At 72.0% G+C, this 21581-nt stretch carries 19 protein-coding genes; 9 read left to right on the top strand and 10 right to left on the bottom strand.

Going from position 1 to position 21581, the window contains the following annotated elements:
* Positions 1-31 precede the first annotated feature (31 nt).
* Both ftsH and folE read left to right on the top strand, forming a co-directional pair.
* Positions 32-2047 carry an ATP-dependent zinc metalloprotease FtsH gene (gene ftsH / locus O7629_RS24345; protein WP_278172051.1) on the top strand — a complete coding sequence of 672 codons (2016 nt, stop codon included), beginning with the start codon at positions 32-34 and terminating at the stop codon, positions 2045-2047.
* Positions 2044-2727 carry a GTP cyclohydrolase I FolE gene (gene folE / locus O7629_RS24340; RefSeq protein WP_278174666.1) on the top strand — a complete coding sequence of 228 codons (684 nt, stop codon included), beginning with the start codon at positions 2044-2046 and terminating at the stop codon, positions 2725-2727. The genes ftsH and folE overlap by 4 nt, the downstream gene beginning before the upstream one ends.
* A 68-nt stretch (positions 2728-2795) precedes the next feature.
* On the opposite strand, the gene O7629_RS24335 is transcribed toward folE, so the two are convergent.
* A complete protein-coding gene (locus O7629_RS24335) occupies positions 2796-3488 on the bottom strand; it encodes a hypothetical protein (RefSeq protein WP_278172049.1) in 693 nt (230 codons plus the stop codon).
* The gene (locus O7629_RS24330; protein ID WP_278172048.1) at positions 3485-6292 is read right to left on the bottom strand and encodes an FtsK/SpoIIIE domain-containing protein; all 2808 of its coding nucleotides are present in this window, start codon (positions 6290-6292) and stop codon (positions 3485-3487) included. The genes O7629_RS24335 and O7629_RS24330 overlap by 4 nt, the downstream gene beginning before the upstream one ends.
* 214 nt (positions 6293-6506) lie before the next feature.
* Between O7629_RS24330 and O7629_RS24325 the strand changes: the two genes are divergently transcribed.
* A complete protein-coding gene (locus O7629_RS24325; protein ID WP_278172047.1) occupies positions 6507-7055 on the top strand; it encodes a hypothetical protein in 549 nt (182 codons plus the stop codon).
* Between the two features lie 40 nt (positions 7056-7095).
* Here the strand turns inward: O7629_RS24325 and O7629_RS24320 are convergent, their stop codons facing one another.
* The 7 genes from O7629_RS24320 to O7629_RS24290 form a co-directional block, all read right to left on the bottom strand.
* Positions 7096-7683 (bottom strand): hypothetical protein, encoded by a 588-nt coding sequence (locus tag O7629_RS24320; RefSeq protein WP_278174665.1) that lies wholly within the window; start codon positions 7681-7683, stop codon positions 7096-7098.
* Between the two features lie 33 nt (positions 7684-7716).
* Positions 7717-8844 carry a M23 family metallopeptidase gene (locus tag O7629_RS24315; RefSeq protein WP_278172045.1) on the bottom strand — a complete coding sequence of 376 codons (1128 nt, stop codon included), beginning with the start codon at positions 8842-8844 and terminating at the stop codon, positions 7717-7719.
* The gene (locus O7629_RS24310; RefSeq protein WP_278172043.1) at positions 8841-9389 is read right to left on the bottom strand and encodes a hypothetical protein; all 549 of its coding nucleotides are present in this window, start codon (positions 9387-9389) and stop codon (positions 8841-8843) included. The genes O7629_RS24315 and O7629_RS24310 overlap by 4 nt, the downstream gene beginning before the upstream one ends.
* A gap of 6 nt (positions 9390-9395) precedes the next feature.
* A complete protein-coding gene (locus tag O7629_RS24305) occupies positions 9396-11324 on the bottom strand; it encodes an MFS transporter (RefSeq protein ID WP_278172042.1) in 1929 nt (642 codons plus the stop codon).
* A 1-nt stretch (position 11325) separates the two neighbouring features.
* Entirely contained in the window at positions 11326-14943 is a 3618-nt protein-coding gene (locus tag O7629_RS24300; protein ID WP_278172041.1) for an ATP-binding protein, read from the bottom strand.
* 64 nt (positions 14944-15007) lie between these two features.
* A complete protein-coding gene (locus O7629_RS24295) occupies positions 15008-15370 on the bottom strand; it encodes a hypothetical protein (protein ID WP_278172040.1) in 363 nt (120 codons plus the stop codon).
* A gap of 15 nt (positions 15371-15385) precedes the next feature.
* Positions 15386-15673 (bottom strand): hypothetical protein, encoded by a 288-nt coding sequence (locus O7629_RS24290; protein WP_233606437.1) that lies wholly within the window; start codon positions 15671-15673, stop codon positions 15386-15388.
* A gap of 370 nt (positions 15674-16043) precedes the next feature.
* On the opposite strand from O7629_RS24290, the gene folP reads away from it, so the two are divergent.
* The 6 genes from folP (at position 16044) to O7629_RS24260 (ending at position 20585) form a co-directional block, all read left to right on the top strand.
* Positions 16044-16916, top strand: a complete 873-nt coding sequence (gene folP, locus O7629_RS24285) for a dihydropteroate synthase (protein WP_278172039.1) — start codon at positions 16044-16046, stop codon at positions 16914-16916.
* Positions 16913-17335, top strand: a complete 423-nt coding sequence (gene folB / locus O7629_RS24280; RefSeq protein ID WP_278172038.1) for a dihydroneopterin aldolase — start codon at positions 16913-16915, stop codon at positions 17333-17335. Before folP ends, folB begins: the two co-directional genes overlap by 4 nt.
* A gap of 13 nt (positions 17336-17348) precedes the next feature.
* On the top strand, positions 17349-17876 hold the full coding sequence (gene folK / locus O7629_RS24275) for a 2-amino-4-hydroxy-6-hydroxymethyldihydropteridine diphosphokinase (protein ID WP_278172037.1): 528 nt from the start codon (positions 17349-17351) through the stop codon (positions 17874-17876).
* 91 nt (positions 17877-17967) lie between these two features.
* The gene (locus O7629_RS24270; RefSeq protein ID WP_278172035.1) at positions 17968-18435 is read left to right on the top strand and encodes a DUF3180 domain-containing protein; all 468 of its coding nucleotides are present in this window, start codon (positions 17968-17970) and stop codon (positions 18433-18435) included.
* A 209-nt stretch (positions 18436-18644) separates the two neighbouring features.
* Positions 18645-20192 carry an ABC transporter permease gene (locus O7629_RS24265; RefSeq protein ID WP_278172033.1) on the top strand — a complete coding sequence of 516 codons (1548 nt, stop codon included), beginning with the start codon at positions 18645-18647 and terminating at the stop codon, positions 20190-20192.
* Positions 20193-20264: 72 nt separating this feature from the next.
* The gene (locus O7629_RS24260) at positions 20265-20585 is read left to right on the top strand and encodes a hypothetical protein (RefSeq protein WP_278172031.1); all 321 of its coding nucleotides are present in this window, start codon (positions 20265-20267) and stop codon (positions 20583-20585) included.
* Positions 20586-20591: 6 nt separating this feature from the next.
* On the opposite strand, the gene O7629_RS24255 is transcribed toward O7629_RS24260, so the two are convergent.
* On the bottom strand, positions 20592-21581 hold the full coding sequence (locus O7629_RS24255) for an ATP-binding cassette domain-containing protein (RefSeq protein WP_278172030.1): 990 nt from the start codon (positions 21579-21581) through the stop codon (positions 20592-20594).

Raw genomic sequence — 21581 nt, 5'->3', positions numbered from 1 at the left:
GGGTCCGGGCGCTGCGGCGCTCGACATACGTATGGAACGTACGCGTTTCTTCCGCCGGCCGGTGGTCTGGATCATCCTGGTGATCATCGGTGCGATAGCGCTCAGCTCGTTCTTCACCAACGGCCCCAGCTACCACAAGGTGGACACCTCGGTGGCGCTGGAGCGGCTGGAGCGGGGCGGCATCGACAAGGCGATATTCCAGGACCGGGAGCAGACGCTCCGGCTCGACCTCGCCGAGCCGGAAGAGTTCGGCGACACCGAGACCGACCGGATCGAGGCCCAGTTCCCGTACGAGGTCGGTGACGAGATCTGGACCGACGTGCTGGCCGCCAAGGAGGCCGGCCGGGTCACCGGCCCGGCCGAGGCCGAGGTCTCCTCGGACAGCATCTTCATCACCCTGCTGGTCAACCTGCTGCCGATCGCCATCCTGGTGATCCTGCTGCTGCTGTTCATGTCGCAGATGCAGGGCGGCGGGTCCCGGGTGCTCAACTTCGGCAAGTCCAAGGCGAAGGTGATCACCAAGGACACCCCGAAGACCACCTTCGCCGACGTGGCCGGCTCCGAGGAGGCCGTCGAGGAGCTGCAGGAGATCAAGGACTTCCTGCAGAACCCGGCGAAGTACCAGGCCCTCGGCGCCAAGATCCCCAAGGGCGTACTGCTCTTCGGCCCGCCCGGCACCGGTAAGACCCTGCTTGCCCGGGCGGTGGCCGGCGAGGCCGGTGTGCCGTTCTACTCGATCTCCGGGTCCGACTTCGTCGAGATGTTCGTCGGTGTCGGTGCCAGCCGGGTCCGTGACCTGTTCGAGCAGGCCAAGGCGAACGCCCCGGCGATCGTCTTCGTCGACGAGATCGACGCGGTCGGCCGGCACCGTGGTGCCGGCATGGGCGGCGGCCACGACGAGCGGGAGCAGACCCTCAACCAGTTGCTGGTCGAGATGGACGGCTTCGACACCAAGGGCGGCGTGATCCTGATCGCCGCCACCAACCGGCCCGACATCCTCGACCCGGCGCTGCTGCGCCCCGGCCGGTTCGACCGGCAGATCCCGGTCGACGCCCCGGACATGGAGGGCCGCAAGGCGATCCTGCGGGTGCACGCCCGGGGCAAGCCGTTCGCCCCGGACGTCGACCTGGACGCGGTGGCCCGGCGTACCCCCGGTTTCAGCGGTGCCGACCTGGCCAACGTGATCAACGAGGCGGCGCTGCTGACCGCCCGGCAGGACGCCCGGGCGATCACCAACGAGGCCCTGGAGGAGTCGATCGACCGGGTGGTCGCCGGCCCGCAGCGGCGGACCCGGGTGATGGGCGACAAGGAGAAGAAGATCACCGCCTACCACGAGGGCGGTCACGCCCTGGTGGCCTGGGCCCTGCCGCACGCCGCCCCGGTGCACAAGGTGACCATCCTGTCGCGGGGGCGGTCGCTGGGCCACACCCTGGTGTTGCCGACCGAGGACAAGTACACCCAGACCCGCGCCGAGATGATCGACACCCTGGCGTACGCCCTCGGTGGCCGGGCCGCCGAGGAGCTGGTCTTCCACGAGCCCACCACCGGTGCCGGCAACGACATCGAGAAGGCCAGCGCGCTGGCCCGGGCCATGGTCACCCAGTACGGTATGAGCGCCAAACTCGGCGCCGTCAAGTACGGGACCAACGGCGACGAGCCCTTCCTCGGCCGGACCATGGGCCACGAGCGGGACTACTCGGACTCGATCGCCGCCGAGATCGACAGCGAGGTCCGCGCCCTCATCGAGCTGGCCCACGACGAGGCCTGGGAGATCCTGGTCGAGTACCGCGACGTGCTCGACACCATGGTGCTGGAGCTGATGGAGAAGGAGACCATCTCCCAGTCCGACATGGCCCGGATCTGCGAGCGGGTGGTCAAGCGGCCACCGATGGCACCCTTCAACGGCTTCGGCAAGCGGCAGCCGTCCACCGAGCCGCCGGTGCTGACCCCGGCCGAGAAGGAGGACCTCGGCCGGCAGGCGGTCGCCGACGGGGCACAGGCCGTCTTCGGCGGCGGTATGTCCGCGAACTCGGACGGCACATCCTGAGCAGCCCGAACCTACCGTCCAGCGCGTCGTCGACCGAACCGGACGACGACGCGCTGGACTATCTCGCCGCCCGGCTGATCAACGGCAAGCTCAACGGCACGCCGGTCGAGCGCTCCGTCGACCTGACCCGGATCGAGCACGCCGTACGGGAGATCCTCATCGCCGTCGGCGAGGACCCGGACCGCGACGGGCTGCGCCAGACGCCGGCCCGGGTCGCCCGGGCGTACGCCGAGCTGCTCGCGGGTCTGCGGGCCGACGCGGCCCAGGTGCTCACCACCACCTTCGAGGCTGACCACGACGAGCTGGTGCTGGTCCGCGACATCGAGGTGATGTCGCTGTGTGAGCACCACATGCTGCCGTTCCGGGGCGTGGCACACATCGGCTACATCCCCGGCACCACCGGCCGGATAACGGGCCTGTCGAAGCTGGCCCGCCTGGTCGAGGTCTACGCCCGACGACTACAGGTCCAGGAGCGGCTCACCGCACAGATCGCCGACATGCTGATGAGCCGGCTGGAGCCGCGTGGTGTGGTGACCGTGCTGGAGTGCGAACACATGTGCATGGCGATGCGCGGGATCCAGAAGGCCGGTGCCCGCACCATCACCTCGGCCGTCCGCGGTGTGTTCCAACGCGACGCGAAGTCCCGCGCCGAAGCGATGAGTCTGATCATCCACAGCTGACGCCGGCTGTTTCCGGTTTCTCGCCCGGCTGCTCAGCTTCACGCATGGCTGACGCCAGTTGTCCGGTTTCACCCGAGCAGCGAGATCAGTGCCGCCAGCACCAACGCCAGCACCAGCGGGACTGCGCAGACCAGCGCCCCCACCAACGGTGTGCGGTCCGGCCGTTGGCCCGGCCCGGCGAACACGAAACCGACCGCCAACCAACCAAGGCCGAACGCGACCAGCGGCAGGACCAGTCCGCAGCCGAGGGCGTAGCCCACCGGCGCCTGATCTCCGGCGACCACGAACATGGCCAACTGGATCATCAGTACGATCACCGCGAACGGCCCGTACACCAGCAGGTTGCGTAGCCACGGCTGGGGACCGCCGGACGGACCCGCTGCGACGGCCAGGTCGCCGTTTGCGGCGTCGATCTGCGCGTGCGCCCGCGCGATCGCCGCCTGCCGGGCCGGCGGCCCGCCGGTCGGGGAGGCAGGCATCCCCACTGCGGCACCGGCCGAAGCCCCGGCTGATGCACTGACCGCAGCGTGGACCGCGGCTACCTCCGGCGGCACCGGATCGAGCACGTCAGGCGGTACGCCGAACCCGACCAGCTGACGCCGCTGGACAGCGAGGCGGTCGCGCAGCACCGTCAGGTCCACCTGGCGCCGGTCGCCGGCTGGATCGTCCGTCGGTAGCCCTTGGCCGTGGCGCAGCCGGGCCAGCCGCCGGGCGGCCGCCACGTACTCCGCCCACTCGCCTCCGGTGCCTTTCCCCGTCACGCCGCGCCCTCCCCGGTGTCGGCCACGGCGGGTCCCTCCCCGGTGTCGGCCACGGCGGGTCCCTCCCCGGTGTCGGTCCCGGACCGGGCCGGTTGGAACGGTACGAAGACGGTGCGCCGGTCGGTCTGCGCGTCGTACAACAGTCCACGCTGCGGGCGGGGACGCCAGGCCGGCAGCCGGCCGGCGAGCCCGACCGACCCAGCTGGCCTGGCCGGACCGGCCGACCCAGCCGATCCGACCCGCTCGACCTGGTCGGTCACCGGCCGATCGAGCAGGACGATCCCGGCGATCAGATCCGGACTGGGACCTAGGAATGCCAGGAACGGCTCCGGCTGCTCCCAGCCGGAGACCAGGTGGATGCCGCGGGCCGGCCCGGAATCCAACAGGTTGCGCAGGCGGGCGGCGGCGGGCCCGCCGAGTTCGAGAACGTCGGCCGTGGCGATGACCAGGTACGCGGGGCCAGCCGCGTCGCCCAGCGTCCGAAGTACCTCCAGATCCACGACCTCGGTTGGCTGACGGCCGTCGATTGCTCGGGCGAGCCCGGCCAACTGCTCCCGGTCGTGCTCGCCCATCGACAGCAACAGGACGCGGGCGGTGCCGGGCCGGTGGTGCGCCGCGACGCTGCGCACCACCGTGGCCAGCAGATCCGCGGTGCTGTCCCGGGAGCCGAAAATGGCGAGGTGGCGACCGGGGGCGCGTTCGAACCGGAACTCCGCTGTCCGCCCCGGCAGCTCGACGGCCCGGCCGAAGAGCCCGGCCGGGGTGTCCGGCGGGTCGGCCAGCACCCGCTGGTATGTCTCGTCCGATTCGAGTTCCGGCTGGCGGTAGCCGGCGAAGACCTGCGGCGGCCGGGCGTCAGCCGCGCGGCGGGACCACAACTGGCGGCGGAGCCCGGCCAACCCCGGCCGGTCGGTGTACGGGTCCGGGAAGTCGACGGTACGTTCGTGGCCGCGGGTCGCCCCGCGCGGGCCGCCCAGCCCGCCTGCGGTGTTCACCACCGCCCGACCTGCCGGCAGCCCGACCGCGGCGTCGTTGTTCGGCTCCAGGAGCCAGTCGCCGCCGGCCAGCACCACCCGGACCGGGAACTGGCTCAGCAGCGACTCCCGCCGCCACCAGCCACCGCCGGTCGACCTGTCGGCCGGATCGGGGCCGGCCCAGCCGCCCGACCCCACCCAGCCGCCCGACCCGTCAGACTCGTCGGGTCCGATGCTCTGCTCCGACCCGGGAGCCGGGCCGGTCCCGGAGTCGGCGATCAGCAGGTGGACCCCGCTGCCGCGCCCGCCCCTGGCGATCCGTTCGAGCAGGTCGAGTGACTCGTCGGCGACCGGTCCGGTCAGGTCCAGCATCGGGGCCGGATCCTTGAGCACGCAGAGCACGCGGGTCGTGCCCGTGGCGGCGGCGAGCTCGGCGAACCGGGTCGTCCCATTGCGGGCGGCCAGGAAGGAGCGCCGGTCGACCTCCGCCGCCAACTGACGCAGCACCGACAGCCCGTACTCCGGGTCGGCGTCCACCCCGGCCGACGCGATGTGCGGCAGCCCGGACGGGTCGGTGGCGCCGGGCAGCACGCTGGCGAACGACTCGCCGGGCGACAGATCCACCAGATGTACGGTCACCTCGGCAGGTTCGTGCCGAACCGCCAACCCGTACAGGATGGTGGTCAGGAACCCGTCCACCTCGGAGCCGGCCTGGCCGGCCACCAACCAGTGCGGGGTGATGTCGTTGAACCGGAGCAGGACCGGGCGGTGCCCGTCGAACCCCGCCGCGGCCACCAGCCCGTCGGCGGCGGATTCGGTGACCGGGCCGCCCACCGGATCGGGCAGCAGGTCGGCCAGCGGTGGGCGGGAACCAGCCTCGGCCCGGGTGACGAGTTCCGCGCACACCTGGTCGATCAGTTGCTGAGGAGGTTGCCGGTCCAGATACACCGGCGCGTCGAGCCCGCCGAGGTGGTCACCGCCCGCTCCAGCGGGCCGGTCGCGGAAGGTGTCTCCGGGCGGGTCACCGACCAGGACGTACGGATTCCGTAGCCGCACCATGGTGCTACGCGGCAGGTCGGCCCGGGCCTGTTCGGTGTCCAGCGGAGGTGGCGGCCAGCCGGCGACGACCAGATGCAGGCCATGCTCGGGGCCCACCTGGGCAAGCCGGGCGATCCGGTCGAGCACGGCACCGTCGGTGAGTTCGGGCAGCGAGGCGATCATCAGCAGCATGAACCGGCCCTGCCGGTGGTGTCGGGCGACCGCCGGTCGGGCCGGCCGGATCCACTGCTCCGCTTCGGCCAGCGCGGCCCGCAGCCCGGTGACGTCGGTGGCGGCCGGACGCAAGACGCCGGCCCCGATCAGCGGCCGGAAGGGGCCGAGCACATCTTCGCCCGCAGTGCCGACGCCGTCCACCGTACGCACCGACAGCCGTTGCGGCGGTACGGCGGCCAGCAGGCGGAGCAGCACCGCACGCAGCAGCCCGGCGACCCGCCGGTCGCGGATGTCGCCGTCGAGCGTCAGATGACCGCTGCCGAGGAACGGGACGACCACCGGGAACCGGGCGTCGTCCAGTGGCTGGGCGATGCCGATCCGCAGGTGGCCGACGTGGTCGAGGCCGCCCATCGGCATCGTCGGGGTCTGGGCGTCGAGCGGGGCGCCCCACCAGCCGGGGGCCAGCCGCGCCGCGAGGCTGCGGAGCTGCTCGGCGACCTCGTGTTGATCGGAGCCGGTGGAACGTCGGCCGGCGGCCGCTTCCACCTGACTCAGCGCGGCGACGACGGCTGCCGCCGAGCGGTGCAACGCGGCGGCGCGGCCCAGGTCCCTGCCCATGTCGACCACCTGCCTACCGCTGTACGGCAGCCCGTCTGCGGGCGCCGGTTGAGTTCAGACCTGAGACGGTATCCCAGCCGGTCCGCAACCGGATGCGGGGTGACCGACGTTTCTCGCCTGATCAGTACTCGTCAGGGTGCTTCGCCGGATATGCGACCAATTAGGACTCGGACCGGCTATTCAGTCTCACGTTCGCGGCGGATACTGTCGAGGGGTGGAGCAGACCCGGCCGGCGGCCCCCGTACGCCGCGGACGGGTGCCCCGGCAGCGGACCGCTCCCGGCGTCGGAGCACCGCCCGTGGTGCCACCCGGCCGCCGGCTACGGCTGGCGCTGGTGCTGGCCGCCGGGATCACCGCGCTGCTCTGCCTCGGTGGCGTCAGCGTCGCGTTCGTCCTCTACACGAGCGTCACCACCCCCGACCGGGGCACTCCCGAATCGGCGGTCCGTGGCTATCTCGTGGCCTACCTGTCGGCCCGTGACGACCTCCAGGCCGACGGTTTCATCTGCGCCGACCCGGATCTGTCGGCCGTCCAACGGCTGCGGGAGCAGATCGTTGCCAGCGAGGAACGAGGCAGCGCGGTTATCGTGCGGGTCCAGTCGGTCGCGCTGGTGTCCGAGTCGGAGAGCTCGGCGGTGGTGTCGGCCACCGTACGACAGACGGCCACGCTCAACGGCCGGATGTTCGCCACAACTGCCGACTGGCGGTTCCGCGTGATCGACCAGGGTGGTTGGCGGGTGTGCGGGGCCGAACAGACGAGCTGAGCGCTCGACCGTCTCGGGCTCGCCGGCAAGGCTGCCGACGTCACTCCACCCAGACCAGATGGACCGGCAGTTCGATCGTCTCCGGCGGCTGACCCGTCCACACCCACCGGTACCAGGCCAGCTCGGTGGCCGCCCGGACACAGATGTCCCCATCGGCGCCGGAGTGCAACTCGGTCACCGCGCGCAGGTCGCGGCGCTCCTGACCGTCGTCCACGTGCACCAGCCGTCGGCCGACCAGCGGCCCCGCGTCGACCACCGGCACCGGAAAACGGGGTGCCGGGGCATCGAGCGACACGAGCCGGGACAGCACGTCGCCCCGACCCGGGTCGGTCAGCGTGTCGTCCGGCTGCTCGACCCAGACCCGGTCGGCCGGCACCAGGGGGGCGAACACCTCGACCCCCTCCGATTCGGCCCGGTACCACTCCTGCTCCGGCAGCACCGGCACGTAGGTGCGGCTGCGCTGCACGACCTTCTCGTCGCCGCGCAGGTCGCCGCGCCATCCGGTGCCCGGCAGGCCGACCCATACCCGCCGGCCGCGTAACGTGGCTGCGACGGCGGCCGGCACCAGCGCCGTCGGTCGCGGCGGTCGAGGTGCCCAGTCCGGCTGGTCCGCGAACGGATCCGGCATCGGGTCCCGGGTCAACGCAGCTCCTCCGGTCGGTCAGCCACTCTCGCCGAGCGGCGCGCCCCGCTCCCGCATGAACGGCACCGGGTCGACCGCTCCGCGGCTGCTGCGGTCGCCGTTGAGATGGATCTCATAGTGCAGGTGGGGGCCGGACGAGTTGCCGCTGGAGCCGACCTCGCCGATCACCTGTCCGGCGTCGACCACGTCGCCTTCGCCGACTTCCGGCCGCTTCACCATGTGACAGTATCTCGTGATCACCTGATCGGCGTGCAGGATGTCGACGAACCAGCCGCAGCCACCTTTGCTGGGCGAGCCGTCCACGTCGCAGTCGAGGCGGCCGTACTGGTCCGGGTCGCACCGGGAGACGATGACGCGGCCGGCCGAGGCAGCCCGGATCAGGGTGCCCTTCGGCTGGGCGATGTCCACGCCGTTGTGCCCGGGCCGGGAGCTGGTCCGGAAGCCGGACCCGACGTTGCCCGGCACTGGCCGGGTCCATCCCGAGGCGGCGACCTCGCCGTCGGCGGCGCAGCGCAGCAGCCCGTCCGGGCCGGCGACCGCGCGGGCCGCGCCGCCGGTGAGGATGTTGACGATCCGGGTCGCCAGCGGTTCGTGCTTGGCGTACGCGTCCGGGAAGGCACTGACCTGCACCCGCTGGGCGGCGTCGGTCAGCGCCATCGTCTCCCAGCCGTCAATGGTCAGCAGCTTCTTGTAGAACTTCTGCGAGGAGTACGCCGGATCCTGTAGCTGTTCCGGGGTGCCCCAGCCCTGGCTGGGTCGCTGCTGGAACAGTCCGACCGAGTCGTGGTCGTTGCGGTCGCCGAGATGCCCCAGGTTTCGCAGTGCCGACTCCTGCATGGCGGTGGCCACCGCGATCACCCAGCCGCGCGGTGACACCGACAACTCCGCACCGACGTTGATGATCACCGCCGCGTTGGCGACCTGATCCGGCCCGTACGGCCCGACCCGGGGTGCCTGGTCGGGGTCGACCGGGCCGTCCCGCCCGCAGCCGAAGGTGGCGAACAACGCCGAGTCCGGCTCGTCGTCGCTGAACAGCACCGCACCGATCCCGCCGGTGCAGCAGAGCAGCACCAGCGCCGCGGTCAGCGCCACGGTCAGGGCGACGTGCCGGGCGGCGCGGGTCCGCATGCCGGGGCTGTCGCTCATGCCCGCACCCAGTCGACGCCGTCGACCAGCCACTGTCCGTCGGGGCCGGTCAACCGTAGCCGCAACGTACCGGAATCCACCTCGATCACCACCTCGACCAGATTCGTCCCGTACGGGATGACCGCCGGTTCACCGGTCAGCCGCTCGGCCGGCACCGCCACCGGATCGACGCCGACCAGCTTCTCGGCCAGTTCCTCGGTGGCGTACGGACGCAGCCCGGCGTGCCACTGCTCGGCGTCGAGGCCGCGGTCGAGCCAGGCGGTCGCGAACGCGACGGCGACCGTCGGCGGATCCGCGGCACCGGGGCTGGTCACCGGGTCGGGTGCGGGTGCCACCGACCGGATTCCGTCGTCACCGGCGGTCGGGTCGATGGTCAACGCGGGCTGCGGACCCGGTGCACCCAGCAGCGGTCCGCTGGCCCCGTCATCACGGCCGATGACCTGACCGACGCCGACCACGCTGACCACGACGACGAGCAGCACGACCGCCAGCCCGACCCGGGACCGGAAGAGGAACCGGGTCAGAAAGGCGATGACGGTACGCATTCCAGGTCACCGGGCCTCGGTGCGGATGCGCGGCTTAGGCGCCTCGTCGGGCTTGCGGGTGCTGTCGGGCCGGTAGACGGCGTACTGGTGCTCTTCGGCCGGGACGTCGGGCGCGGTCCACGTCGACGCGCGACGGGGGCGACTCGATGGTCGGGTCGACCCGGGCTGGGTGGTGGGTTCGGAGCTGTCCTCCCGGCCGTCCGGCCGCTCCCTGGCCGGTCCGGTGCCGCCGGCACCACCGGCGGATTTGTCGCTGCTCGGGTCCTCCAACCGGGCCTCCGGCCGCACCACGGTCTGCTTGACGACGGTCTGGTCCCGTCCGTCCTTGGACTTGACCACGACCTGCTCGGGCTCGCGGGTCTCCCGGGTCTCCCGGAAGTACCGCAGGTGCCACGAACTGCCGCCGCCGTCCCGGCCGCCCAGGTCGGTGATCCGTCGGTACGGACGCAGCAGCAGCCAGCCGACCATGCCGCAGAGCCAGATCAGTACCACCTGCAGCCATCCCGGCAGGGTGGGCGTGCTCATGATCAGGTCGACGGCGAACAGGTAGACGGCCGCCCCGGTGCCGAAGATCGCGATGTTGAAGACGGCGGCGACGACCGCGTTGCCGAGTCGACGCATCCCCGCGCCGGCCGGCCGGAGCAAACCGATGGTCCCGAGGATCGGCGCGGCGACGACCGCCCAGCGGAACAGCAGGAATCCGAGCAGGACGAGCAGCGACGCGGCGAGATCGAACATGGCGAACATGGCCGCCGCGAAGATCGCGATCAGTCCGGTGCCGACCCGGTCCATCTCCCGGATGCCCTGCAGATGCTCGTACGCCTCCGGATCCTCGGTGCGGATCTGCTCGGCGACCTTCATCCACTGCTGGTTCTTGGCCTCGATGATCGGTTCCCGCAGCGCCGGATCGGCCCGGATCTCCTCGATCTCCGACCAGGTGAACGCCTGGGCGTCGTAGAGCACCGGGCCGTACTTCTTGGCGGTGTCGCTGTCCGCCGAGCCGAGCACGCCGCGCAGCCAGTTCCGGTAGAGCATCGACGACGTGGTCGTGTCGCTGGCCCGGACGGCTGGTGGACGCAGATCCTCACACTGTTGCGGGTCGGGGTACGGGCACTCCTCCGGTGTCACCTCGACGGCACGCGGGCCGACGGCCTCGTGGACCACGCCCAACGTGCTGGTCAGCGCCTCGTCCGCCAGGTTCGCCGAGCGGACCGGCCAAGCGGCGATCGCGGTGACCACCACCATGATCAGGACTGCCCAGCCGGCCGTCGTGATCATGTTGCTCATGTCCGACTGACGTGACCGCCAGATCAGGTAGAGGCCGACCACGCAGAGGGTGATCAGCCCGAAGACGGTGAAGACCTCGTCGTAGATCGCGGTGGTCGCCTGCGCCACCAGCGGGTCGGCCCAGGCGTACATGGTCCCCGGGTCCCAGGCCCGTTCCCGGATCGCGTTGGACGCGCCGACGATCGCGGTGGCGACCATCATCTCCAGGTTGGCGACCCCGTTGAACACGCCGACGTCGGCGTTCACCACCGAGGAGGCGCACCCGCCGTTGAGGTCGTACGTCGGGAACCGGTAGCCGGCGTACCCGTAGTTGGTGTAGTGGCCGATGGCACCCTCGGAGGTCTCCGGCTGGGTGGCGAACCAACCGCCGAAGCCGGAGTCGGGGGCGCTCGGTGCCGGTGGGTCGAGGCACTGCGCACGAGCCGAGCTGACGTCCTGCAGCCGGTCCAGACAGGCCCGGAAGTCGGCCTGCCAGGCCTCGACCGGACACAGGTCGACCGGTGCCTGGGCGGGCAGCTGGGCGACCGGCGCGACCGGGGCGGCCTGGGCCGGCGTGGCCGCGCCGAGTACCGGCCAGGAGATGCTCGCCACGGCGGCTGTCAGGACGGCGAGCAGGAGCGCGGTGCACCGGGTCGCGGTCCTCGCCACGTCATACCTCCAGGTCACTGAGCGCGGTCGGCAGACCGGCGGGTGCCGCCTGCGGCGTACCGGGTGTGGTGTCCAGATGGTCGAGCAGTCCGTCCACGTACGAGACGTCCACCCGGACCTTCTGCACCCGACCGTCCACGTCGCGCATGATGAACTCCCGGAAGCCCAGCCGGCTCGCGGAAGAACTGTCTACGCTAGACAACGAGGCGAGCGTCGCCTCGTAACCGTCGTCGACCGGGACGCGCAGCAGGCGCAGCGCCTCGGCGGCGATCTCCTCGTCCTCGGCGATCCGGCCGACGAAGACGGTGGAGACCAGGTTCTGCACGTCCAGCCCGAGGATGTCCCGTGGATTCTGCGACGAGACCAGTGCGGCAAGGTTCCACTTGCGGGAGTCACGGGCCAGCCGGACCAGGAAGGACCGGCCGGACCGCCAGCCCTCCATGAAGTGCGCCTCGTCCAGGCCGACCAGTTTGCGCGACCCCATCGAGCCGCCGTAGCAGCGCCGCACCGCCAGCCGGTGGGCGGTGTGCAGCATCGGCAGCGCCAACGCCTCCTCGGCCGACCAGTACTCGCGTTCGATCTTCAGATCGGGCAGCCGCAGCCCGGCCATGGTGATCACGGTCAGCGCGGCGTCGGCACCGAGCAGGCCCGGCTCCGGTGAGCCGAAGAACAGCAGGGCCAGCGGCATCTCGGCGGTGTCCAACAGCAGGTTGGCCAGCTCGCGGCCGTCGTCGTCGAGCCCGCTGAGGCAGGCGACCACGTCGTCCAGCGTGGAGGTCTCCTCGGCGGGCACCTGGCGGACCGCGTGCCGCAGCAGGGTGGCCGTCGACGACTCCCGGGCCACCTGCGGCGGCACCAGCATCATGCAGATGTCCTGGACCAGCATCCGGCGTTCGGCCCGGGCGTTCGACACGGAGATCTCGTACTCGCGGTCGCCGGCGGCTCCGGCGGCGAACTCGCCGCGCACCGGTGTCGGGATGAGCGAGTACGGTGCCAGGGTGCCCTGTTCGGAACCGGTCAGGTTGAGCACCCGCGAGTACGGCCGTAGCTCCGGCATGGCGCAGAGCCGGGCCAGCGGCCCGGACGGGTCGAGCAGGGTGACCTGCACGCCGCGCCGGGCGGCCAGGTAGCCGAGGGCGCCGAGCAGGGTCGACTTGCCGCCGCCCGGCTCGGCGACGAAGACGGCGAGCCCGGAACGTTCCCGGACCTCCATCGGGAAGTGCAGGTCGAGGAAGACCGGCCGGCGGCAGGTGCCGGCGGTACGCCCGATCAGGTCGCCGCGCCGGTCGCCGACCGTCGACGCGGCCTGCGGCAGCGCGGCGGCCAGCAGGTTGACCGGCATCCGCCGGATGTATCCGGTGTTCGCCACCGGCTCCCCAGGGATGAACTCCCGGGCCAGCCAGTCCTGGTTCTTCGGATGCTGCAGCGAGATGCGCATTTCCCGGGAGTACAGCTGGATCAGCCGGCGGGCCCGTTCCAGACACTCTTCGCGGGTCCGGCCACCGACGGCGATCCGGTGCCAGCCGTGCGCCCGGGCGGACTCGACCGGCAGGCCGGTGGTCATCTCGTCACCGATGTGCAGGGCCCGCTTGGCGAGCCGTTCCAGCTCCGGCGGCGCGTCGATGCCGTGCTCGGCGTAGTCCAGTTGCTGGGAACGGATCATCCGGAGCCGGTGCTCCAGGTTGCGGAACGAGTCGGCTGGCCCGAGCAGGTCGATCCGGGAGGAGATCTCCATCGGCCACGGCAGCCGTTCGTGGAAGTGCATCCACGGCTCGTGCCGCTCCGGGATCTCCAGCGGCTCCATCCGGCCGACCGCCAGCACCGCGACGTGTCGCTCCTCGCCGGTCATCCGGTTGACCAGCTTGAGTGTCGAGCCGTAGGGGGTGCGGTAGCGCTCGACCTGCTCGGTGAGGGCGAGCAGGTCACCGCGGTCCCAGTTGCCGTCCCGGACCGGCGAGAGCATGGTTGGCGGGTTCATGCAGAGCGCGACCGACCGGTAGAGCAGCCATTCGAGTTCGCCGGCGGTGACCCGTCGACCCCGCATGCCGAAGGCACCCAGCACCTCGTCGAACTGCTCGACCATCCGGCCGAGCCGGCGGCGTTCGCTCTCGGCGACGCCGCGGCCGAACAGCCGCAGCACCCGTTCGGACAGTGAGTCGCCGAGGGACCGGCGGGCGAAGGTGATGCCCAGATAGGTCTGCCCTTCGGCGTGGTTGACCGCCATCAGGTGCCGTTGGGCGGCGACCAGGTGGTCCGACCAGGAGACCGCGTCGGAGACGTTGGGCAGGGGGTTGCTGGTCAGCGAGTCGATGGTGCGGGCCCACTCGTCGGCCGGGAACGGCCGCGTCGTGCGGCGCAGGTGCAGCCGGAATCCGGCCAGGCCGGCGTACTGCTCGGAGATGGCTGACAGCAGCACCTCCCGCTCGGCGTCGGGCCGGAACGCCCAGCGGACCTCGGGCAGCCAGTACCAGGCGGTGACGGTGTTCGGGGTGAAGGTGAGATGGCCGGCGATCTCGGTGATGGCAAGTTCGGCGGCCGGGTCCCGGTCGGTGAACTTGACCTTCGGGGGGCGGATCGGCACCGGCTTGATCAGCTTGTCCGGCCGGTCGGCCTCGGCAGCTCGCCGGCGGGCCCGCTTGCCCTTGCCCTTGCCGCTTACCGGTGCATTGGCCGGCGGCGGCTGGTGCACCGGTGCGGGTGCGGCGCGCTGGTGAGGTGCGGGTGCGGCGTGCTGCTGAGGTGCGGGTGCGGCGTGCTGCTGGGGTGCGGGTGCGGTGTGGTGCGGCATCGCCGGTGGCCGGCGTTGCGCTGGTGCGCCATCTCGCTGCGCTGCCTCGGCCGGGTGTGCCGAGTCGGGCCGGTTCCGAACGTGTTGCGTGGTCGGACCGGGCCGGTGGGTGGCGGCGGGCGGAGGCGGCAGGACCGGTGCCGGCGGTGGTGACGGCGGCACTGTGGACGCCGACGTGACCGGCTGGCCGTCGCGCGGTGCGGCCGGTTCGGCTGCCGGGGCCGGTTCGCCGGCGGTACGCGGGGTGGGTGTGGCAGTCCGGCGCTGAACCGGCGGGTCGGGGGGACCGGACAGCGCCGAGCCGATCGGACCGGCGGATGGGGTGTTCCCGGCTGACGCGTCGCCGGGAGTCTCTTGCGGATCGTGGCGGGTGGGCGGTCCGATGGCGGCCTGCTGGGCCGGCGGTGCGATCGCGTCGTGTCGGACGGGCGGTTCGATGGCGTCGTGCCGCGTTGGTGGTGCGATCGCGTCGTGTTGGGCGGAGCGCCGGATCGCCGTCCGTGGCGTGCGGCCCGGCTGGTGGCCACCGGCCGGACCGGCACCTGGGAAAAGGTCCAGGAAGGGTGAGTCGATGTCGGTGTTGTCGCTCATACCGGCTCTGGGGGTGGGCACTGGTGGTGCCGGCGGCGGGGTCCGCGTCGGCCGGCTGCTGCGGGACGCCGCGGGTGCCTGGAAGTAGGCGACCGCGCCGTGGCTGGGGCTGGTGACCAGTTCGGTGTCGGTCGACTCGTCCAGCGCGGCGTCGTAGTCGGTCGATCGCTTACCGTTACCGCTGGTGCCGGCCGGCTGGCCGGCCGGGTGGGAGGAGCCCGGCGGGGTTGATCGGCTCATGCCATCGCCTCACGCCGCCCGCCAGCCGGGTGGGCGGCGGCTGCGGTTCGGTGGTCGGTGCGGGTCATGCCAACTCCTCCCGAATCCGGATGTGACTGGCGACCAGCCGCGGGTCTCGCTGTTCGGTGGCGGGTTCCCTGGTGCGGCGCCAGTCGGTGAGGGCGGTCCGGACCACCATCCGGGCGGGCCGATCCGGGTCGACGTACCGGAAGATGAAGGAGGTGGTGACGATCGCCAGTGCGATCTCCCAGGCGGGGAAGAGCTCCACGGTGAAGGTGAACGCCCAGTGGATGAACATGTAGAGCGGTACGAGCAGGATGAAGACCCCGTACTGGGCATATGGCAGGTGGATCGGCAACGTGTAGCCGGGCGGGCCGAGGTAGACCAGCCGGGCGCGGTAGATGTCGTCGTCGGTACGCAGCCGCATCCTGTGCCCCGCGCTCTATTCGAACATCAGGTTGATGAGGTAGTCGCCGACGAAGAAGAGCGTCGCCGCTCCGGCGATGAACGCCAGACCCACGATCGCGATCGCGGAGCTGGTCAGGACCTTGGAGATCTCACCTTTGCTGGCCCGGCCGATGAAGATCACGCCCAGCACCGCCAGCAGGATCGGCGCGACCTTGCTGGCGAGGAAGGAGACAACGCCCTCGGTGTTGAAGCCGGTCGGTGCCGGGTCCGGCTCACCGGCCGGCGCGGCCAGTAGCGGCAGCGTGTCGACAACGGAGGCCATGGCGGCGTTGACCGTGTCGACGAGCGTTGTTTCGATCATGGGAACCTCCCCGGTGTGCGGCCGGCGAAGCCGGGGCACTGCAGTTGTCCAGCCTCACGGACGTGTCGGGTCGTGCCGCGAGTTTCGACCCTGCGTCCGGCGATCACCGCGTACGGTGAAGATTTGTGGGCTTTTTGTCCAACTTCAGCCCTTCTCCTCGGCGTTGCCCTCGCTGACCACCAGCAACTGCAAAGCGTACGGGCCACCCCTGTCTGGTACAAGCTGCGTGCAACTCGACCGACAGCGCCGCCGTGCCGCCGTTGTCTGGTTCGAGAGTACCCAGCATGCCCTCTGCCGGCCGACACCGAGCCGCGCCGGTACCGTCCTATCCGTGACCGATCTGCTGCGGCCGGCCCGGCCGGTCGTGATGGGCGTTCTCAACGTCACGCCTGACTCCTTTTCCGACGGCGGGCGGTACGCCGACCTCGACGCCGCCGTCGCCCATGGCGTCCGGCTGCACCGCGACGGCGCCGACTTGATCGACGTCGGCGGTGAGTCGACCCGGCCGGGCGCGGTGCGGATCGACGCCGAGACCGAGGCGGCCCGGGTGCTTCCGGTCGTCCGGGCGCTCGCCGCCGCCGGCGTACCGATGAGCATCGACACCACCCGGGCGACGGTCGCCGCCGCCGCGCTGGCCGCCGGGGCGGCGGTGGTGAACGACGTCTCCGGCGGTCTGGCGGATCCACGGATGGCCGAGGTGGTCGCCGAGGCCGGCTGCCCGTGGATTCTGATGCACTGGCGCGGGCACTCCGACCGGATGCAGGACCTGGCGCACTACCGCGACGTGGTCGGCGAGGTCCGCGCCGAGCTCGCCGCCCGGATCGACGCCGCGCTGACCGCCGGGGTGGCCGCCGACCGGCTCGTCGTCGACCCCGGTCTCGGCTTCGCCAAGCGGGCGGAGCACAACTGGCAGCTCACCGTCCGTCTGCCCGAACTGCTCGACCTCGGTTGCCCGTTGCTCTTCGCGGCCAGCCGCAAGTCCTACCTGGGCCAACTGCTCGCCGACCCGGCAGGCCAGCCACGGCCGGTCGACCAACGGGCCGCGGCGACCACCGCCACCAGTCTGCTGGCGGTCGCCGCCGGCGCCTGGGGAGTCCGGGTACACGACGTCCGGGACACCGTCGACGCGCTGGCGGTGTGGCAGGCCAGCGGACGCCCCCGGATCGTCCCGGACGCCGCCGAGCCGCCGGGGAGCCGTCGATGACCGACCATCAGCCCGCCGCAGGGCCGTCGCCCGACCCGGGTGACGCGCGGCCGTCGACGACCGACCGGATCGTGCTGACCGGGCTGCGTGCCCACGGTCGGCACGGCGTCTACCCGCAGGAACGGGCCGCCGGGCAGGACTTCGTCGTCGACGTCGAGCTCACCGTCGACCTCGCGCCGGCGGCCGCCTCGGACGACGTCACCGACACTGTGCACTACGGCGAGCTGGCCGACCGGCTGGTCGCGATCGTCGGCGGCGAGCCGGTGAACCTGATCGAGACGCTGGCCGACCGGCTGGCCGCCCAGTGCCTGGCGGACCACCGGGTCCGCTCGGTCACGGTGACCGTGCACAAGCCGCAGGCGCCGATTCCGCACCAGTTCACCGACGTCGCGGTCGTGCTGACCCGGGGCCGACCGTGACCCGGGGCCGACCGTGACCCGGGCGGTGCTGGCGCTGGGCAGCAATCTCGGTGACCGGTACGGGCGGTTGCGCGCGGCGGTACGGTCGCTGGACGACGTACTGCTGGTCGTCTCCGGGGTCTACGAGACCCCGCCGTGGGGCGACCCGGCGCAGCCCGACTACCTCAACGCGGTCGCGCTGGTGGCCGACCCGGGTGCCGCGCCGGCCGATTGGCTCGACCGGTGCCGCAGCCTCGAACGGGCCGCCGGGCGGGTGCGTGACCCGGACCGGCCGTACGGGCCCCGCAGCCTGGACGTGGACGTCGTCGCCGTGTGGACCGACGACGACACCCCGGTGTTCAGCGACGACCCTGAGCTGGTGCTGCCCCACCCCCGGGCGCGGCTGCGGGCGTTCGTGCTGCGACCGTGGATCGACATCCAGCCGTACGGCCAACTGCCCGGCCACGGCTGGCTGACCGACCTGCTCAACCACGATCCGGTCGCCGGGGACCTGCTCGAACTGCGCCCGCGACCGGATCTGCCGCTAGAGTCGACCCAGTGAACGTGCGTCTGTCGATCACCTTGCCGGGGCTGATGCTGCCGTGACCGGACCGGGAGTCAGCCCGCGTGGACGGGAGCCTGACGAGCCGCGGATGGGGCCTACCAGGCTGTCCACCCTGGTGGTGGCGGCGCTGGCCGCCGCGGCGGTCGGCTGGCTGGTGATCAGCAGCTGGTACGTACGGATGCCGGTCCTACCCTGGCTACCCTCCGTGACGCTGGCGGCATTGGCCGTGTTCGAAGGGTACGCGGCGCTGAACACCCGGGCCCGGGTCGACCGCCAGCCCGGGCACGATCCGGTCAACCCGCTGCTCGCCGCCCGCTTCGTGGTGCTGGCCAAGGCGTCGTCCCTCGCCGGGGCGATCTTCGCCGGCTTTTACGCCGGTCTGGTGCTGTGGCTGTTCATTCAGCCGACCCGGGCGGCGAGCAACGACCTGCCGGCCGCCGGCAGCGGTTTGGTCGCCGCGGTCGCGCTGGTGGCGGCGGCGCTCTGGTTGGAGCGGGCCTGCCGGGTCCCGGACCGCCCGGAGGACTCCGACATCCCGGACCAGCCGGCCGACTGACCCTTCCGCCGCCTGACTGACCGGTCTGTCAGGCCGGTCCGCCGGGCCGGTGCCGACCCGGCATCGACCCGGTTCCGGGCAGCTCGGCCGGATACGGGGGGTGACGGCCGGACCCGGTCGCGGGTACGGTGCCTGCGACCGGTACGGCTGCCCGGGCCACCGCGCGGACGCCACACGCTGGTCGACTGAGCGACCAGAGGAGACGCGGTATGGCGTACGACGATTCGCCTTATCGCCGGCGGAACGCGAGCACCTCGGATCCGACCGGCCACCGTCAGCCCGGCGACACCCGCCACGGCGACACCCGCTACGGCGACGCGCGGTATCCGGCGGCCGAGCCCGGTCGTCGCGGCCCGGCCAGCTACTCGACGAGCTCCTTCTCCACCGTTGCGGACTTCTCCATCACCGGAGGCTCCACCACCGCGGACTCCGCCGCGACCGGGAACTCGCCCGCTGCCGCGGACCGGCCCACCCGTGGCTCCTCTACCACCCGGGCGGCTACCCGGCACAGCCGCCGTCGCCGGACGTCCACCGCGCTCGACGACGTCTTCGACGACCCCTACCACGGCGAACGCGGCCGGGACCGACTCGGCGTGCACCTCGTCTGGGAACTGATCCTGCTGCTGGCGGTCGGTGGGATCGGCTATCTCCTCTACCAGGTCGACCCGGGCCTCACCAGCGCCGGCACCCGCGATCCGCTGCTGGTCTACGCGACCGGGCTCGGCCTGTTCGCGCTCGCCGCCGGGATCACGCTGCGCGCCGGGGCGCCGAACCTGGCCATCGGACCGGTGGCGGTGGCCGCCGCGCTGCACTTCGCCGAGAACGGCGACAACGGCGTGGTGCCGGTGCTGGTCACCGGCATCATCTGGGCGGTGGTGCTCGGCGCGGGGACGGCGCTGCTGGTCACCGGCCTGCAGGTGCCCGGCTGGGCGGGCAGTCTGGTCGCCGCCTGCGTGGCGGTCGTCTTCATCCAGCAGCGGTCCGGCCCGGTCGACCTGCAGGGTGCCTTCGACCCGACCGGCCAGGCGTTCATGCTCTTCGGCGGCTTCGTCGTGCTGGCGTTGCTCGGTGGATCCCTCGGCACGATCAAGTCGATTCGGCGGGGGGTCGGGCGGTTCCGCCCGGTCGCCGATCCGGCTGATCGGCGGGGCGGCGTCGCCGCACTGGTCACCAGCGGTGCGCTGATCCTGTCGATGGTCTTCGCGGTGGTCGGCGGGGTGCTGCTGGCCGCCGTCGGCAACGGCCCGGTCAGCCCGTCGGTGGGGCTGGAGTGGACGGCGGTGGCGATCGGCGCGGCGCTGCTCGGCGGGACCAGCGTCTTCGGCCGCCGGGGCGGTGTCTTCGGGTCCGTGTTGGCGGTGATCGGCCTGACCCTCTTCATCAGGTACGCCGAGCTGCGCGACCTCGACATCGCGCTGTACGCCACCGGTGCCGTCGCGGTGGTGGTCGGGCTGGCGGTGACCCGTCTGGTGGAGACGTTCGGTCGGCCACGGTCGACGTCGGTCGACGACGCCGACGAAGCCGAGCAGACCGCGGGCGAGTCGACTGGTGAACCCGAGCCGGTCTACTACGACGGTCAGCCGGCGGACTGGTCGGAGCCGGCCCGGGCCGGCTCCGGCTGGCCGTCCGACCCGCCCACCGGCGGCCAGCAGTCCTGGTCTGCCTCCTTGCCCGCCCAGCCGGCGCCGGCCCGGGACCGCTGGGACACCAGCGACAGCTGGGGCGCCGACGACCATTGGGGCACCGACAGTCGCTGACCCGCCGGCAGCTAGCCGCCGAGCAGGCTAGCTGCCGAGCCAGCGACGGGCCGGCGGGTTAGGCTCGCGGACATGACCGAATCGCCGGCCGCGAACCGCGCCACGCCGACCTTCGAGGAGCTCGATCGGCTCTCCACCGAGCAGTTGCGGGAGCAGGCGTTCGAGCTGGCCCGGCAGCGTAAGGACCTGGGCTTCTTCTGGTCGATAACCCAGCGGCTGTCCCGGGCCGACGACGCCAGTGAGCTGGACGGCGCGCCGAACTCGATCGGCCCGACCGTCGAGGACGCGGTGGCGCTGTGGCGGGAGTTCACCGGCCACGAGTACGGCGAGTCGGAGCCGTTGCTACGGGCGGCGTTCATCGACTACCTGCTGCGGCCGGGGCAGCGGCGCTGACGCAGGTCAGCTGGCGTCGAGGATCCGGCGTCGGCTCACCACGCCGACCGGGTGGTCGGCGTCGTCGACCACCCGGGCGTGCTCCGCGCCGGTGACCAGCAACCGGGCCAGCGCGTCGTAGAGCGAGGTACCCAAAGTGAGGGTGGGCAGCCCGGCCGGGTCCGGGGCCGCCGGGTCGTCGTCGAGCAGTTCGCGGCTCACCGGGGTGACCGCGAGCCGGCGGATCGCCCGGTCGGCGCCGACGAACTCGGTCACGAACGGGGTCGCCGGCCCGCCGAGCAGTTCGGCCGGTGCGGCGTACTGCTCCAGCCGGCCGCCTTCGGACAGTACGGCGATCCGGTCGCCCAGCCGTACCGCCTCGTCCAGGTCGTGGGTGACCAGCACGATCGTCTTGCGTACCTCGGCCTGCAGCCGGAGGAACTCTTCCTGCAGCCGGCCGCGGGCGATCGGGTCGACCGCGGAGAACGGCTCGTCCATCAGCAGGACGACCGGGTCGGCGGCCAACGCCCGGGCGACGCCGACCCGCTGGCGTTGCCCGCCGGACAGCTCGTGCGGGTAGCGCTTGCCGTACCGGCCCGGTTCCAGCCCGACCAGGTCGAGCAGTTCGTCGGCGCGGCGCCGGATCCGGTCCCGCTGCCAGCCGAGCAGCCGGGGGACCGTGCCGACGTTGGCCCGGATCGTCTGGTGCGGGAAGAGCCCCACGTGTTGGATCACGTACCCGATCCGGCGGCGCAGCAGTACCGGGTCGACCTGGGTGACGTCCTCGTCGCCGAGCATGATCCGCCCGGTGGTCGGCTCGATCAGCCTGTTGATCATCCGGAGCACGGTGGACTTGCCGCAGCCGGACGGGCCGATCAGCACCACCAACTGGCCGGCGGGGATCTCCAGGGAGAGGCTCTGTACGGCGCGCGTCCCGTCCGGGAACTGCTTGCCGATGCCGGTCAGGGTGATCGCTGCCGCGCCGTCGGCGTCGGTGTCCCGCACGGTACCGTCCAC

It is taken from the genome of Solwaraspora sp. WMMD792, from assembly GCF_029626105.1.
In the GTDB taxonomy this organism is placed as follows: Bacteria; Actinomycetota; Actinomycetes; order Mycobacteriales; family Micromonosporaceae; genus Micromonospora_E.
The sequence above is the reverse complement of the archived record's forward strand: the minus strand, read 5'-3'. Positions and strand labels throughout refer to the sequence as shown.

Bases quoted from the DNA above. Each gene is read 5' to 3' on its own strand.
- ftsH (WP_278172051.1), top strand. From the start codon at position 32: ATGGAACGTACGCGTTTCTTCCGCCGGCCGGTGGTCTGGATCATCCTG.
- O7629_RS24330 (WP_278172048.1), bottom strand. From the start codon at position 6,292: ATGGGCAGGGACCTGGGCCGCGCCGCCGCGTTGCACCGCTCGGCGGCA.
- O7629_RS24320 (WP_278174665.1), bottom strand. From the start codon at position 7,683: ATGCCGGATCCGTTCGCGGACCAGCCGGACTGGGCACCTCGACCGCCG.
- O7629_RS24315 (WP_278172045.1), bottom strand. From the start codon at position 8,844: ATGAGCGACAGCCCCGGCATGCGGACCCGCGCCGCCCGGCACGTCGCC.
- O7629_RS24310 (WP_278172043.1), bottom strand. From the start codon at position 9,389: ATGCGTACCGTCATCGCCTTTCTGACCCGGTTCCTCTTCCGGTCCCGG.
- O7629_RS24300 (WP_278172041.1), bottom strand. From the start codon at position 14,943: ATGAGCCGATCAACCCCGCCGGGCTCCTCCCACCCGGCCGGCCAGCCG.
- O7629_RS24295 (WP_278172040.1), bottom strand. From the start codon at position 15,370: ATGCGGCTGCGTACCGACGACGACATCTACCGCGCCCGGCTGGTCTAC.
- O7629_RS24290 (WP_233606437.1), bottom strand. From the start codon at position 15,673: ATGGCCTCCGTTGTCGACACGCTGCCGCTACTGGCCGCGCCGGCCGGT.
- folB (WP_278172038.1), top strand. From the start codon at position 16,913: ATGACCGACCATCAGCCCGCCGCAGGGCCGTCGCCCGACCCGGGTGAC.
- O7629_RS24270 (WP_278172035.1), top strand. From the start codon at position 17,968: ATGGGGCCTACCAGGCTGTCCACCCTGGTGGTGGCGGCGCTGGCCGCC.
- O7629_RS24265 (WP_278172033.1), top strand. From the start codon at position 18,645: ATGGCGTACGACGATTCGCCTTATCGCCGGCGGAACGCGAGCACCTCG.
- O7629_RS24260 (WP_278172031.1), top strand. From the start codon at position 20,265: ATGACCGAATCGCCGGCCGCGAACCGCGCCACGCCGACCTTCGAGGAG.